The sequence below is a fragment of the Streptomyces sp. NPDC088354 genome, from assembly GCF_044753585.1.
Taxonomy (GTDB): domain Bacteria; phylum Actinomycetota; class Actinomycetes; order Streptomycetales; family Streptomycetaceae; genus Actinacidiphila.
Genome location: NZ_JBIVNJ010000004.1, coordinates 108900 through 123067, shown reverse-complemented (window position 1 = coordinate 123067; position 14168 = coordinate 108900). Strand labels below are relative to the sequence as shown.

Here is a 14168-nt window from a genome sequence, read left to right as displayed (position 1 = left end):
GGTCCATCTGCTCCGCCTTTCGGGCCCTCGACCTGCGCGGACGGTGCGTTGTCAGTGGCTCCGGCTACGGTCTGTGACAGCTGACCGAAGACCGGTGGGGGTGGATCCATGAGTGGCATGAGCGTGCCGGCGGGGGAGCGCGCGCCCGCGTGGCGTGGCGGGTTCGGACGACTGTGGACGGCCGCCGCGGTCTCGCGCTTCGGCGACGGGCTCCGGGGCGCGGCCCTGCCGCTGCTCGCGGTGGGACTCACCGACTCGCCGCTGCTGGTCTCCCTGGTCACCGCCGCCGGATTCCTGCCCTGGCTGCTCTTCGGCCTGCTGGGCGGTGCCGTCGCCGACCGCGTGGACCAGCGGCGGGCCATGTGGGCGGTGGACGCGGTGCGCGCGGCGCTGGTGGCGGCCTTCGCGGTGGCCGTGTGGCGGGGCGCCGCGGACATCGGGCTGCTGCTCGTCCTGGCCTTTTCGCTGACCACGCTGCAGACGCTCTTCGACAACGCCGCGACCGCCCTGCTGCCCTCGGTCGTCCCCGGGGACGCCCTGGGGCGTGCCAACGCCCGGCTGATGACCGGCCAGACCGTGGCGGGCACCTTCCTCGGGGCACCGCTGGTGCCCGTGCTGCTCGGCCTGACAGCCGCCGCGCCGTTCGCCGCGGACGCAGTGACCTACGCCGCCGCGGCCGCGCTGGTGGCCTCGCTGCGGCGGCCCGCGCCCGTTCGGCCGCCGCGCGCCGTGGGCCGCACACTGCGCCAGGACATCGCCGAGGGGATACGCGCCCTGCGGCGGGACCGGGTCCTGCGGGCGCTGTGCGTGGCGAACACCGTCGCCAACACCGGAGTCGGCGCGGTCATCGCCACCCTCGTGCTCCTGGTGACCGGCCGGCTGCACGCCGGGCATGCCGGCTACGTCGCCGTCCTCGTCGCGTACGGCGTGGGCAGCGTGGCCGGGGGAGCGCTTGCCGGGCGGTGGTCCGCGCTGTTCGGCGGGCGCGGCCGGGCGCTGATACCGGGGCTCGCCGTCCAGGCCGGGTGCCTGGTCGTGCTCGGCGCGGCGCGGTCGCTCGCGGTCGCCGTCACCGTCATGGCGGTGTTCGGTGCCCTGGGCATGGTCTGGAACGTCAACGAGGCCACGCTGGTCCAGCGACGCACCCCCGAGGCCCTGCTGGGCCGGGTCAGCGCCGCCATGCGCACCCTGGCCGTGGCCGGGGCGCCACTGGGCGCACTGGCGGGCGGCGTTGCCGCGGGGGCCTGGGGCCTGGGCACCCCGCCGCTGCTGGCCGCCGCGTTGTTCGGATGCGCGTCGGTCGCGTTGACACCCGTCGTCACCACGCCAGAGGCCGGGGGTGAATCTCCTGCGGGCACAGGATCAACTAGTTTGGACCTGCAGCACGGAGGACGAGGAGAAGTGGACTGATGTCCGGAACCAACACGCAGGGCCGTACCCGTCTCGACCAGCGGCCGGAGTGGCAGGCGCTCGCCAGGCACCGCGAGGAGATGGGCTCCGCCCACCTGCGGGAGCTGTTCGCCGCCGACCCCGGCCGCGCCGAGCGCTACACCCTCCAGGTGGGCGACCTCCATCTGGACTACTCCAAGAACCTGGTCACCGACGAGACGCTGGACCTGCTGCGCGAACTGGCCGCCGCCACCGGCGTCACCGAGCTGCGGGACGCGATGTTCCGCGGCGAGCGCATCAACGTCACCGAGAACCGCGCGGTGCTCCACACGGCACTGCGCGCCCCGAAGTCGGCCGTGGTCGAGGTCGACGGCGAGAACGTCATCCCGGCCGTCCACCAGGTGCTGGCGAAGATGGCGGACTTCGCGGGCGCCGTGCGCTCCGGCAAGTGGGTCGGGTCGACCGGACGCCGCATCAAGAACGTGGTGAACATCGGCATCGGCGGCTCCGACCTCGGCCCCGCCATGGCGTACGAGGCCCTGCGGGCCTACAGCGACCGCTCGCTGACCTTCCGTTTCGTCTCCAACGTGGACGGCTCGGACCTGCACGAGGCGGTGCGCGACCTGGACCCGGCGGAGACGCTGTTCATCGTCGCGTCCAAGACGTTCACCACCATCGAGACCATCACCAACGCCACCTCCGCGCGCGAGTGGCTGCTGGACGGCCTCGGCAAGTCGGGCACCCGGGCCGACGCCGAGGACTCGCCGGTCCGCTTCCACTTCGTGGCGCTGTCCACCAACGCCGACGAGGTCTCCAAGTTCGGCATCGACACGGCCAACATGTTCGAGTTCTGGGACTGGGTCGGCGGCCGTTACTCCTACGACTCCGCCATCGGCCTGTCGCTGATGATCGCCATCGGCCCGGACCACTTCCGCGAGATGCTGGCCGGCTTCCACCTGGTCGACGAGCACTTCCGCACCGCCCCGCCGGAGCAGAACGTGCCCATGCTGCTGGGCCTGCTCGGCGTCTGGTACGGCCAGTTCTTCGACGCCCAGTCGCACGCGGTGCTGCCCTACAGCCACTACCTGTCGAAGTTCCCCGCCTACCTGCAGCAGCTCGACATGGAGTCCAACGGCAAGTCCGTGGACCGGGACGGAAACCCCGTCACCTGGCAGACCGGCCCGGTGGTCTGGGGCACGCCCGGCACCAACGGTCAGCACGCCTACTACCAGCTGCTGCACCAGGGCACGAAGTTCATCCCCGCGGACTTCATCGGCTTCGCCCGGCCGCTGGGCGAGCTCGAACCGCGACTGGCCGCCCAGCACGACCTGCTGATGGCGAACTTCTTCGCCCAGACCCAGGCGCTGGCCTTCGGCAAGACCAGCGACGAGGTCCGCGCCGAGGGCGTGGCCGAGGCGCAGGTGCCGCACCGCACGTTCCGCGGCAACCACCCGACCACCACGATCCTGGCGACCGAGCTGACCCCCTCGGTGCTCGGCCAGCTCGTGGCGCTGTACGAGCAGAAGGTCTTCGTCCAAGGCGCGGTCTGGAACATCGACTCGTTCGACCAATGGGGCGTCGAGCTCGGCAAGGTGCTGGCCAAGCGCGTGGAGCCCGCCCTGACCGAAGGCGCGGACGTCGAGGGCCTGGACGCCTCCACCAAGGGGCTGGTCGCCGACTACCGCTCCCTGCGCGGCCGCTGAGACACCGACAGCACCGGGACACCAAGAACGCCGGGCGGGCCCCCCAGGGAGGGAGCCCGCCCGGCGTTCGTGTTCCGGACCGTACGGCGACGTCTACAGCGACGCCGGCGGGTAGAGCTGCGGAGGCAGCTTCGCCGCCGCGGTGCGGTCCAGCAGCCAGAGCGTGCGCGACCGGCCGCGGGCGCCCGCAGCCGGGGCCTGGACCTCGCCGGACCCCGACAGGGCCACGGCGACGGCACCGGCCTTGTCCTCCCCCGCGGCCAGCAGCCACACCTCACGGGCGGCGCGGATCGCGGGGAGGGTGAGCGAGACACGCGTCGGCGGCGGCTTCGGCGAGCCGTGGACGCCGACGACGGTGCGCTCGGTCTCGCGGACCCCCGGATGCCCGGGGAACAGCGAGGCCACATGGGTGTCCGGTCCGACGCCCAGCATCAGGACGTCGAACGAGGGCACCCGGGCGTGGTCCTCGGGGCCCGCGGCCCTCGCCAGTTCCTCGGCGTAGGCCTCGGCCGCCGCGTCCGCGTCGTTGCCGTAGGGGCCGTCCGACACGGGCATGGTGTGCACCCGCGCCGGGTCGACCGGGACGGCGTCGAGCAGGGCCTCCCGGGCCTGGGTGTCGTTGCGTTCCGGATCGCCCGCGGGCAGGAAGCGCTCGTCGCCCCACCACAGGTCCAGCCGCGCCCAGTCGATCGCGTCCCGGGCCGGCGAGCCGGCCAGTGCGGCGAGCAGGGCGTTGCCGTTGCGGCCACCGGTCAGCACGACCGAGGCGGTGCCCCGGGCGGCCTGGGCGTCCACGACCCGCGTGATCAGCCGGGCCGCCACGGCCTGCGCCATCAGCTCCTTGTCCCGGTGGACCACGACCTGGGGGGCGCTCACTTCGCCGCCGCCCTCTTGCCGGCCGGGGCCTTGCGGCCCGCGTTCGAGGCGGCGGCCTTGGCGTCGCCGGCCTTGCCGGCCGTCGCGTCCGCCTCGGCGATCCGCGCCTCCGCCTCGTCGGGGGTCACGGTCTCCTCGGTCTGGGCCAGCCGGTCCACACCGAACTTGACCGCGGCCGCGTACGCCTCGTCCGGATCCAGCCGCCGCAGTTCCTCGGCGATCAGGTCCGAGGTCGCCCGGCGCTGCAGCGCCACGTGCCGGTCGGGCTGGCCGGGGATGGCCAGCTCGGCCAGCGAGCCGCTGGGCCGGTCCAGGCAGATCTCGCCCTCCGAGGTCGCCAGCCGTACGGCCGTGATCCCGGGACCCTCCGACACCTTGCGCCGGACGGGGACGCCCAGTCGCCGCGCGAGCCACAGCCCGAGCAGTTCCGTGCTGGGGTTGTCGGTCTCGCCCTCGACGACGGCGCCCTTGACCGCGGCCTGCTTCTGGTCCAGCGCCGCGGCGAGCACGCTGCGCCACGGGGTGATGCGGGTCCAGGCCAGGTCCGTGTCGCCCGGGGTGTAGGTCTCGGCCCGCAGCCCGAGGGCCGCCACCGGGTCCTCGGTCTGCGCCGCGTCGGTGATCCGCCGCTGCGCGAGTGCGCCCAGCGGGTCCGCCGCGGGGTTCACCGGAGCCTCGTCCGGCCACCAGACCACGACCGGTGCGTCCGGCAGCAGCAGCGGCAGGACGACGCTCTCGGCGTGGTCGGCGAGTTCGCCGTGCAGCCGCAGCAGCACGGTCTCGCCGATGCCGGTCTCGCCGCCGACCCGCACCTCGGCGTCCAGGCGGGCGCTCTTGCGCTCGCGCGCGGAGCGTCCGGGACGCTTGATGACGACCAGGATGCGCGACGGGTGCTCGCGCGAGGCGTCCGAGGCGGACTTGAGCGCGTCGTAGTGGTTGCCCTCGTCGGTCACTATGACGAGGGTCAGCACCATGCCGACGGCCGGGCTGCCGGTCGCCCGACGCGCCTTGACGAGCGCAGAGTTGATCTTGCTGGAGTTGGTCTCCGTGAGGTCGATGTTCATGGCCGGCGCCAGCTCCTGCCGTCTCGTGCGAGCATCTCGTCCGCCGCCTTGGGACCCCATGTGCCCGCCGTGTACTGCTCGGGCTTGCCGTGCCGGTCCCAGTACTCCTCGATCGGGTCGAGGATGTGCCAGGACTGCTCGACCTCCTGGGTACGGGGGAAGAGGTTCGCGTCGCCGAGCAGCACGTCGAGGATGAGCCGCTCGTACGCCTCCGGGCTGGACTCGGTGAAGGACTCGCCGTAGGCGAAGTCCATGGTCACGTCCCGGATCTCCATCGAGGTGCCGGGCACCTTCGAACCGAAGCGGATGGTGATGCCCTCGTCCGGCTGCACGCGGATGACCAGGGCGTTCTGCCCCAGCTCCTCGGTCGCGGTGTTGTCGAACGGCGAGTGCGGGGCGCGCTGGAAGACCACCGCGATCTCCGTGACCCGCCGGCCGAGCCGCTTGCCGGTGCGCAGGTAGAAGGGCACGCCCGCCCAGCGGCGGTTGTCGATCTCCAGCTTGATGGCGGCGAAGGTGTCGGTCTTGGACTTGGGGTCGATGCCCTCCTCCTCCAGGTAGCCGAGCACCTCCTCGCCGCCCTGCCAGCCGTGCGCGTACTGCCCGCGCACCGTGTGCTTGCCGAGGTCGGCGGGGAGCTTGACCGCCTGCAGCACCTTGAGCTTCTCCTGCACGAGCGAGCTCGCCTCGAAGGAGGCGGGCTCCTCCATGGCGGTCAGCGCCAGCAGCTGGAGCAGGTGGTTCTGGATGACGTCGCGGGCGGCGCCGATCCCGTCGTAGTAACCCGCGCGACCGCCGATGCCGATGTCCTCGGCCATGGTGATCTGCACATGGTCCACGTACGAGCGGTTCCACAGCGGTTCGAACATCGTGTTGGCGAAGCGCAGCGCCAGGATGTTCTGGACCGTCTCCTTGCCCAGGTAGTGGTCGATGCGGAAGACGTCCTGGGAGCGGAAGACCTGGTGGACGACGCGGTTGAGCTCCTGCGCGCTGGCCAGGTCGTGCCCGAAGGGCTTCTCGATGACCGCCCGGCGCCACGATCCCTCGGGCGGGTCGGACAGCCGGTGCTTCTTGAGCTGCTGCACCACGCTGGGGAAGAACTTCGGAGGCACGGAGAGGTAGAAGGCGAAGTTGCCGCCCGTGCCCCGGGCCTTGTCCAGTTCGTCCACGGTGGCGCGGAGCTTCTCGAACGCCTCGTCGTCGCCGAAGTCGCCCGGCACGAAGCGCATGCCCTCGGCGAGCTGCTGCCAGACCTCCTCGCGGAAGGGGGTGCGCGCGTGCTCCTTCACCGAGTCGTGCACGACCTGGGCGAAGTCCTCGTCCGCCCAGTCGCGGCGGGCGAAGCCGACGAGCGAGAAGCCCGGCGGCAGCAGCCCGCGGTTGGCGAGGTCGTAGACGGCGGGCATCAGCTTTTTGCGTGACAAATCGCCCGTGACCCCGAAGATCACCAGGCCCGACGGCCCCGCGATACGCGGGAGCCGTCGGTCCACCGGGTCACGCAGCGGGTTGGCGCTGCTCAACGTGGTTACGCCTCCTTCGGCGCCAGGCGCTCGAGCTCCGCCTTGGTCGAGTCCAGCAACTCGTTCCAGGACGTCTCGAACTTCTCGACGCCCTCGTCCTCCAGCAGCTGGACGACGTCGTCGTACGAGATGCCGAGCGCGCCGACCGCGTCGAGCTCGGCCTTGGCCTGCGCGTACGTGCCCCGGATGGTGTCGCCGGTGATCTCGCCGTGGTCGGCGACGGCCTCCAGCGTGGCCTCCGGCATGGTGTTGACGACGCCGGGGGCGACCAGCTCGGTCACGTACATGGTGTCCGGGTAGGCCGGGTCCTTCACACCGGTGGAGGCCCACAGCGGGCGCTGCTTGTGCGCACCGTCGTGCTCCAGGGCCTTCCAGCGGTCGGAGGAGAAGACCTCCTCGTAGGCCTGGTAGGCCAGCCGGGCGTTGGCGACGGCGGCCTTGCCCTTGAGGCCCTTGGCCTCGTCGGTGCCGATCTTCTCCAGGCGCTTGTCGATCTCGCTGTCCACGCGGGACACGAAGAAGGACGCCACCGAACGGATCAGGGACAGGTCCAGGCCCGCGGCCTTGGCCGTCTCCAGGCCCGTCAGGTAGGCGTCCATGACCTCGCGGTAGCGCTCCAGCGAGAAGATCAGCGTGACGTTGACGCTGATGCCCTTGCCGATCACCTCGGCGATGGCCGGCAGGCCCGCCTTGGTCGCCGGGATCTTGATCAGGGTGTTCGGGCGGTCCACCAGCCAGGCCAGCTGCTTGGCCTCGGCGATGGTGGCCGCCGTGTTGTGGGCCAGACGCGGGTCGACCTCGATCGACACCCGGCCGTCCTGGCCGCCGGTGGCGTCGTACACCGGGCGCAGCACGTCGGCGGCGTCCCGGACGTCGGCGGTGGTGATCATGCGCACGGCCTCGTCCACCGTCAGCCGGCGGGCCGCGAGGTCGGTCACCTGCGGCTCGTAGCCGTCACCGCCGGCGATCGCCTTCTGGAAGATGGACGGGTTGGTGGTGACGCCCACCACGTGGCTCTGGTCCAGGAGCTCGGCCAGGTTGCCGGAGGTGATCCGCTTGCGGGACAGGTCGTCGAGCCAGATCGCCACGCCCTCGTCGGAGAGGCGCCTGAGTGCGTCTGTCATGAGTCTTGCATCTCCTCGATACGTCGTATGCGTCTGTGCGTCAGCGGGTCGCGGCGGCGATCGAGTCGCGCGCGGCGGCGGCGACCGCCTCGGAGGTCAGGCCGAACTCGCGGTACAGGACCTTGTAATCGGCGCTTGCCCCGAAGTGCTCCAGGGACACAATCCGGCCGGCGTCGCCGACAAAGCGGTACCAGGTCAGGGCGATGCCCGCCTCCACGGCGACGCGCGCCTTGACGTCCGGGAGGAGGACGCTGTCGCGGTACGCCTGGTCCTGCTCCTCGAACCACTCCACGGACGGCATGGACACGACGCGCGCCTGGATCCCTTCGCCCTGGAGCTGCTCGCGGGCCTCGACGGCCAGCTGCACTTCGGAGCCGGTGGCGATCAGGATGACCTGCGGCCGGCCGCCCTCGGCGTCCAGGAGTACGTAGCCGCCCTTGGCCGCGTTCACGTCGGCCGGGTACGTCGGGACGTTCTGCCGGGTGAGCGCCAGGCCGTGCGGGGCGGGCTTGGCCGTGTGGCGGCGGGTGATCTCCGCCCACACGATGGCGGTCTCGTTGGCGTCGGCCGGCCGGACCACGTTCAGGCCCGGGATGGCGCGCAGCGCGGACAGGTGCTCGACCGGCTGGTGGGTCGGGCCGTCCTCGCCCAGGCCGATGGAGTCGTGCGTCCACACGTAGGTGGTCGGCAGCTTCATGAGCGCGGCCAGACGCACGGCCGGGCGCATGTAGTCGGAGAAGACCAGGAAGGTGCCGCCGTAGATCCGGGTGTTGCCGTGCAGCGCGATGCCGTTCATCGTCGAGCCCATGGCGTGCTCGCGGATGCCGTAGTGCACCGTGCGGCCGTACGGGTTCGCCTCCGGCAGCGGGTTGTCCGCGGGCAGGAAGGACGACGAGGCGTCGATGGTGGTGTTGTTCGAGCCGGCGAGGTCGGCGGAGCCGCCCCACAGCTCGGGCAGGACGGCGCCGAGCGCCTTCAGCACCTCGCCGGAGGCCTTGCGGGTCGCCACGGCCTTGCCCGCGGGGAACTCCGGGATCGCCTCTTCCCATCCGGCCGGCAGCTCGCCCGCCTGGATGCGGTCGAAGGTCGCGGCGCGCTCGGGGTTGGCCGCACGCCACTCCTCGAAGCGCTTGGTCCACTCCGCGTGGGCCTCGCGGCCGCGGTCGCCGACCTTGCGGGCGTGCGCCAGCACCTCGGGTGCCACCTCGAAGTGCTGCTCCGGGTCGAAGCCGAGGACCTGCTTGGTCGCCGCGACCTCGGCCTCGCCGAGCGCCGAGCCGTGAGCGGCCTCGGTGTTCTGCGCGTTCGGGGCCGGCCAGGCGATGATCGTGCGGGCGGCGATGATCGACGGGCGGTCGGTGACGGCCTGCGCCGCCTTGAGCGCCGCGTACAGCTTCTGGGTGTCGAAGTCGCCCGACGGGTCCTGCTCGATGCGCTGCACGTGCCAGCCGTAGGCCTCGTAGCGCTTCAGGACGTCCTCGGAGAAGGCGGTCGCCGTGTCGCCCTCGATGGAGATGTGGTTGTCGTCGTACAGCGCGACCAGGTTGCCGAGCTTCTGGTGCCCGGCCAGCGAGGAGGCCTCCGCGGAGATGCCCTCCTCCAGGTCGCCGTCGGAGACGATGGCCCAGATCGTGTGGTCGAACACCGACTCGCCGGGTGCCGCGTCCGGGTCGAACAGGCCGCGCTCGTAGCGGGCCGCCATCGCCATGCCCACCGCGTTGCCGACACCCTGGCCGAGCGGGCCGGTGGTGGTCTCCACGCCGGTGGTGTGGCCGTGCTCCGGGTGACCGGGGGTACGGGAGTCCCAGGTACGGAAGGCCTTCAGGTCGTCAAGTTCCAGTCCGTACCCGGACAGGAACAGCTGCGTGTACAGCGTCAGGGACGTGTGGCCGGGCGACAGGACGAAGCGGTCCCTGCCCACCCACGAGGCGTCCGCGGGGTCGTGCCGCATCAGCTTCTGGAACAGCAGGTAGGCCGCGGGGGCCAGGCTCATGGCCGTCCCCGGATGGCCGTTGCCGACCTTCTGCACGGCATCCATCGCCAGGACACGCGCGGTGTCGACCGCACGCCCGTCCAGCTCGCTCCACTCCAGCTCGGTGGTCGCCTCGGTGCTCACCTGAGAGGGCTCCTCTCCACATGTCATACGCCGGTGACGATGTGCACACCGGGCGTTGCCGAGCCTACCCCCGCAAGGGTGTGCGCCTTTTCGAATGTCGGCGCGACGGGCCCGGTCGCCTCGGGGAACCGATGCGCGGGCAGGCGCATTCCCACCCGGCACCGGCGCTGTCACCAGCGTCCCCCGCCCGGCCGCACTTCGCCTGTTGAAGCGACTCGAAGCCTGCCGCAGCCCGTTGAACCCCCGTTGAACATCGAACAGCCTCAGGTGACCCGGCCCTTGCGCCGGGGAAACGCCCGGGCGTCAACACGTGGCACCCCCGGCGCGGTCGGAGTATCCGCTACGTCTAGAGTGGCGTGGTACGCGCAAGCGGAGCCGCTTGCTGGACTTTTCCTCAGGGGTGTTCGTGACGGCCGTCGAATCCCGGCCCGCCGGAGCCATCGGGTCGATCAACGGTCACCGGCCGTTCGGTGCCCGTGTCATGGCCTTCGTGGCGCTGACCAAGCCGCGCATCATCGAGCTGCTGCTCATCACGACGGTTCCGGTCATGTTCCTGGCGGCGGGCGGCGTTCCCGACCTGTGGCTCGTCGCGGCGACGATGGTCGGCGGCTACATGTCCGCCGGCGGTGCCAACGCGCTGAACATGTACATCGACCGCGACATCGACGCGCTCATGCACCGGACGGAGCAGCGCCCGCTGGTGACCGGCATGGTCGCGCCGTGGGAGTGCCTGGTCTTCGGCATCGCTCTTTCGGTGGTCTCGACCGCGTGGTTCTGGCTGCTGGTCAACCCGCTGTCGGCGGTGCTGTCGCTGGTGGCCATCCTCTACTACGTCTTCGTGTACACCCTGGGGCTGAAGCGCCGTACCGCGCAGAACATCGTGTGGGGCGGGATCGCCGGCTGCATGCAGGTGCTCATCGGCTGGTCCGCGGTGCGCGACGAGCTGGCGTGGGCGCCCTTCGTCCTCTTCCTCGTCCTCTTCTTCTGGACGCCGCCGCACTACTGGCCGCTGTCGATGAAGGTGAAGGACGACTACGCGCGCGTGGGCGTCCCCATGCTGCCGGTGGTCGCGGGCAACGTGGTCGTGGGCCGGCAGATCGTCGTCTACAGCTGGGCGATGGTGCTGGTGTCGCTCACCCTGTGGTGGCCGCTCGGCGCCACGGGATGGTTCTACGCCGCGGCCGCCGTGGTGCTCGGTGCCTTCTGGCTCGTCGAGGCGCACGCCCTGTACGGCCGTGCCAAGGCGGGCGTGGTCGGGGCCAAGCTCAAGGAGATGCGGCTGTTCCACTGGTCCATCACCTACGCGACGCTGCTGTTCGTGGCTGTCGCCGTGGATCCCTTCCTCCGTTGATTACCGGCGGGTAGCATTCCTGTCATGGCAGACACCCAGGCAGTGGACACCCCGGTCGCCGACCCGAAGGCGCACGCCCGCGCCGAGCGGCGGGCCGCCCGGCTGGCCAAGCGGATCGACCGGTTCGCCGGCGGTCACGGCGGTGCCGAGGGCCAGATCGCGTACATCGGCGAGGCCGGCACCCGCATCGTGCTGGTCGGCGAGGACGGCGGCTGGGGCGACCTCGTCGCCCCCTCCTTCGACGTCGCGCGACGGGCCGTGGAGCTCTCCGGCATCACGCTGCACGAGTCCTTCGACGGCGACCTCGCGGCCAAGGTCCGCACGGGCCGCTACGAGTGGCGCCGCATGGCCGGAATCCAGATCGGCGGCCCCGCCAACACCTGACGCCGGGCCCGCCCGTTAGGACCATGGAACGGTTCCTGAACGGCGGGTACGAGGAGGCGTGTGCGGGTGGACGCGGAAGAACGGCACGAAAGGCGGCTGACGGCCCGCCAGGACGCGGCGCGGCTCACCGCCGACGGCGTACGGGCCGTCGCGGTCAGCTGGGTCGACAACGCGGGCATCAGCCGGGTCAAGACGGTGCCCACCGCCCGGCTCGCGGACGCGGCGCACCGCGGGATCGGCATGTCACCGGTCTTCGACGTCTTCACCTCCGACGACGTCGTCACCACCTCCGAGCACATCGGGGGCCCCGACGGCGACCTGCGGCTCTTCCCCGACCTCGACCGGCTCACCGTGCTGGCCGCGCAGCCCGGCTGGGCCTGGGCCCCGGCCGACCGCTACGACCAGCAGGGGCGGCCGCACCCCGCCTGCCAGCGGCAGTTCGCCCGGCGCATGACCGACCGGGCCGCCGCTCACGGCCTGGAGTTGCGGATGGGCTTCGAGACCGAGTGGACCGTCGTCCGCGACGACGCCGGTCCCGGGGCCGGCGACGTCGCGGGCCGCGGACCCGCGTACGGACTGACCCGGGTCACCGAGCAGTCCGCCTACCTGCTCGCCCTCCACGACGCCCTCGACGCGCAGCGCGTGGACGTCCTGCAGATCCACCCGGAGTACGCGCCCGGGCAGTTCGAAATCTCCACCGCGCCCGCCGGCCCCGTCGGGGCGGCCGACGACCTCGTCCTGGTCCGCGAGACCGTACGGGCCGTCAGCGCGGCCCACGGTCTGCGCGCCTCATTCGCCCCCACCGTCGTCGCCGGCCAGGTCGGCAACGGCTGCCACCTGCACCTGAGCCTGCGCGAGCACGGGCACAACCTGCACCGCGACCCCATCGGCCGGTACGGTCTGGCCGCGACCGCTGACAGCTTCCTCGGCGCCGTCCTGGACGCGCTGCCCGCGCTGTGCGCCATCGGGGCGCCCTCCCCGGCGAGCTATCTGCGCCTGGTCCCCTCGCACTGGGCCGGCGCGCACCGCTGCTGGGGCGTGGAGAACCGCGAGGCGGCGCTGCGCCTGGTGGTCGGCGAGCCCGACGACCCCGACGGCGGGCACGCCGAGCTCAAGCCCTTCGACGCGGCCGCCAACCCCTACCTGGTGGCCGGCGCCGTCATCGCGGCGGGCCTGCGGGGCGTGCTCGACGGCGGACCGGCACTGCCGGAGCCCGTGACCGGCGATCCGGCCGGGCGGGGCGACCTGGAGCGGCTGCCGAGGTCGCTGGGCGAGGCCGTCGGGCACTTCGTCCGCGACGACGCGCTGCGCGAGGCGCTCGGCGAGGAACTGTGCGGCGCGATCGTGGCCGTGCGGCGGGCCGAGTCCGAGGCACTGGCCGAACTCGGGCCCGAGGAGCTCGCCGAGGCCACCCGGTGGCGCTGGTGATCGAGCTGCCGCCGCTGGTCGACCAGCACTGCCACGGCGTCGTCCGGGGCGACCTCGGCATCGCCTCCTTCGAGACGTATCTCACGGAGTCCGACGCGCCCGCAGCGCCCGGCACCACCTTCTTCGACACCCAGACCGGCTTCGCCGTGCGCCGCTGGTGCCCGCCGCTGCTCGGGCTGGAGCCGCACTGCCCGCCGGCCCACTACCTGGCGCGGCGGCGGGAGCTCGGCGCGTACGAGACGGCGCGGCTGCTGCTGCGGGGCACCGGCATCGGGACGTACCTGGTGGACACCGGGCTGCCCGGCGACCTGATGACGCCGGAGGAACTGGCCGCGGCGGGCGGCGGCGCGGAGGCCCACGAGATCGTCCGGCTGGAGCGGCTCGCGGAGCGGGTCGCCGACACCAGCGCCGGCGGGGAGGCCTACGCCTCCGGTGTCGCGGAGGCCGTCCACGAGGCGGCGTCGACCGCGCTCGGCTTCAAGTCGATCGCCGCCTACCGCCACGGCCTCGCCCTGGCACCCGAACCCCCGGACCCCGCGGACGTGGTGCGCGCCGCCGCGGCCTGGCTCGAAGCGCGGCACGAACACGGCAGCCGGCTCACCGACCCCGTGCTGATCCGGCACCTGCTGTGGACGGCCGTCGCCACGGGCCTGCCGCTGCAGCTCCACACCGGTTTCGGCGACCCCGACCTGCGGCTCGACCACGCGGACCCGGCCCTGCTGACGGACTTCGCCCGGGCCACCGCGGGCCTCGGCACGGACCTGGTGCTGCTGCACTGCTACCCGTACCACCGGCAGGCCGCCTACCTCGCGAACGTCTTCCCGCACGTCCACGCCGACGTGGGGCTGGCCCTGACCCACGTCGGCCCCCGGGCGGGCGCGGTGCTCGCGGAGTTCCTGGAGCTGGCGCCGTTCGGCAAGCTGCTCTTCTCCACGGACGCCTACGGGCTCCCCGAGCTCTACGTCGTGGGCGCCGAGGCCTTCCGCACCGCGGTGCGGGAGGTGCTGGGGGGCTGGGTCGCCGACGGCGCCTGTTCCGCCGCCGACGCGCGCCGCGTCGCCGCCCTGGTCGCGGCGGACAATGCCCGCCGGGTCTACCGGTTGGGCTGACGCGGTGCCGGGCGCGTCATGCGGCGGGGGCGGGTTCCGGAGCGGAGACGGCCGCGGGTGCGGGGCGCGCAGGACCGCGGTCGACACCGGGGTGGAGCTCAGCG

At 72.4% G+C, this 14168-nt stretch carries 11 protein-coding genes; 6 read left to right on the top strand and 5 right to left on the bottom strand.

The features are described from left to right. The first annotated feature begins 108 nt into the window (after positions 1-108). Complete coding sequence (locus ACIP98_RS08890) at positions 109-1410, top strand: MFS transporter (RefSeq protein ID WP_319661188.1); 1302 nt, start codon at positions 109-111, stop codon at positions 1408-1410. Continuing rightward, positions 1410-3092, top strand: coding sequence for a glucose-6-phosphate isomerase (pgi, locus tag ACIP98_RS08885; protein ID WP_319661189.1), 1683 nt, complete (start codon positions 1410-1412; stop codon positions 3090-3092). Before ACIP98_RS08890 ends, pgi begins: the two co-directional genes overlap by 1 nt. Positions 3093-3185: 93 nt before the next feature. Here pgi and pgl read toward each other — a convergent pair whose 3' ends face one another. From pgl to tkt, 5 genes are read right to left on the bottom strand one after another with little or no spacing between them, the layout of a single operon-like run. Beyond that, positions 3186-3968 carry a 6-phosphogluconolactonase gene (pgl, locus tag ACIP98_RS08880; RefSeq protein WP_319661190.1) on the bottom strand — a complete coding sequence of 261 codons (783 nt, stop codon included), beginning with the start codon at positions 3966-3968 and terminating at the stop codon, positions 3186-3188. After that, the gene (gene opcA / locus ACIP98_RS08875; RefSeq protein WP_319661191.1) at positions 3965-5032 is read right to left on the bottom strand and encodes a glucose-6-phosphate dehydrogenase assembly protein OpcA; all 1068 of its coding nucleotides are present in this window, start codon (positions 5030-5032) and stop codon (positions 3965-3967) included. The genes pgl and opcA overlap by 4 nt, the downstream gene beginning before the upstream one ends. Beyond that, positions 5029-6552 (bottom strand): glucose-6-phosphate dehydrogenase, encoded by a 1524-nt coding sequence (zwf, locus tag ACIP98_RS08870; RefSeq protein WP_401974556.1) that lies wholly within the window; start codon positions 6550-6552, stop codon positions 5029-5031. Before zwf ends, opcA begins: the two co-directional genes overlap by 4 nt. Positions 6553-6557: 5 nt before the next feature. Further along, the gene (gene tal / locus ACIP98_RS08865) at positions 6558-7676 is read right to left on the bottom strand and encodes a transaldolase (RefSeq protein WP_319661193.1); all 1119 of its coding nucleotides are present in this window, start codon (positions 7674-7676) and stop codon (positions 6558-6560) included. A gap of 40 nt (positions 7677-7716) precedes the next feature. Next, on the bottom strand, positions 7717-9819 hold the full coding sequence (gene tkt / locus ACIP98_RS08860) for a transketolase (protein ID WP_401974553.1): 2103 nt from the start codon (positions 9817-9819) through the stop codon (positions 7717-7719). Positions 9820-10198: 379 nt separating this feature from the next. Here tkt and ACIP98_RS08855 point away from each other — a divergent pair, with 379 nt between their 5' ends. The 4 genes from ACIP98_RS08855 to ACIP98_RS08840 all read left to right on the top strand — a co-directional run bounded on the left by ACIP98_RS08855 (position 10199) and on the right by ACIP98_RS08840 (position 14064). Beyond that, positions 10199-11143 (top strand): heme o synthase, encoded by a 945-nt coding sequence (locus tag ACIP98_RS08855; protein ID WP_319661195.1) that lies wholly within the window; start codon positions 10199-10201, stop codon positions 11141-11143. A gap of 24 nt (positions 11144-11167) precedes the next feature. Then, positions 11168-11527 carry a hypothetical protein gene (locus tag ACIP98_RS08850; protein WP_319661196.1) on the top strand — a complete coding sequence of 120 codons (360 nt, stop codon included), beginning with the start codon at positions 11168-11170 and terminating at the stop codon, positions 11525-11527. 66 nt (positions 11528-11593) lie between these two features. Continuing rightward, positions 11594-12955 carry a glutamine synthetase family protein gene (locus ACIP98_RS08845; RefSeq protein WP_401974549.1) on the top strand — a complete coding sequence of 454 codons (1362 nt, stop codon included), beginning with the start codon at positions 11594-11596 and terminating at the stop codon, positions 12953-12955. Continuing rightward, a complete protein-coding gene (locus tag ACIP98_RS08840) occupies positions 12952-14064 on the top strand; it encodes an amidohydrolase family protein (protein ID WP_401974828.1) in 1113 nt (370 codons plus the stop codon). The genes ACIP98_RS08845 and ACIP98_RS08840 overlap by 4 nt, the downstream gene beginning before the upstream one ends. Positions 14065-14168 lie beyond the last annotated feature (104 nt).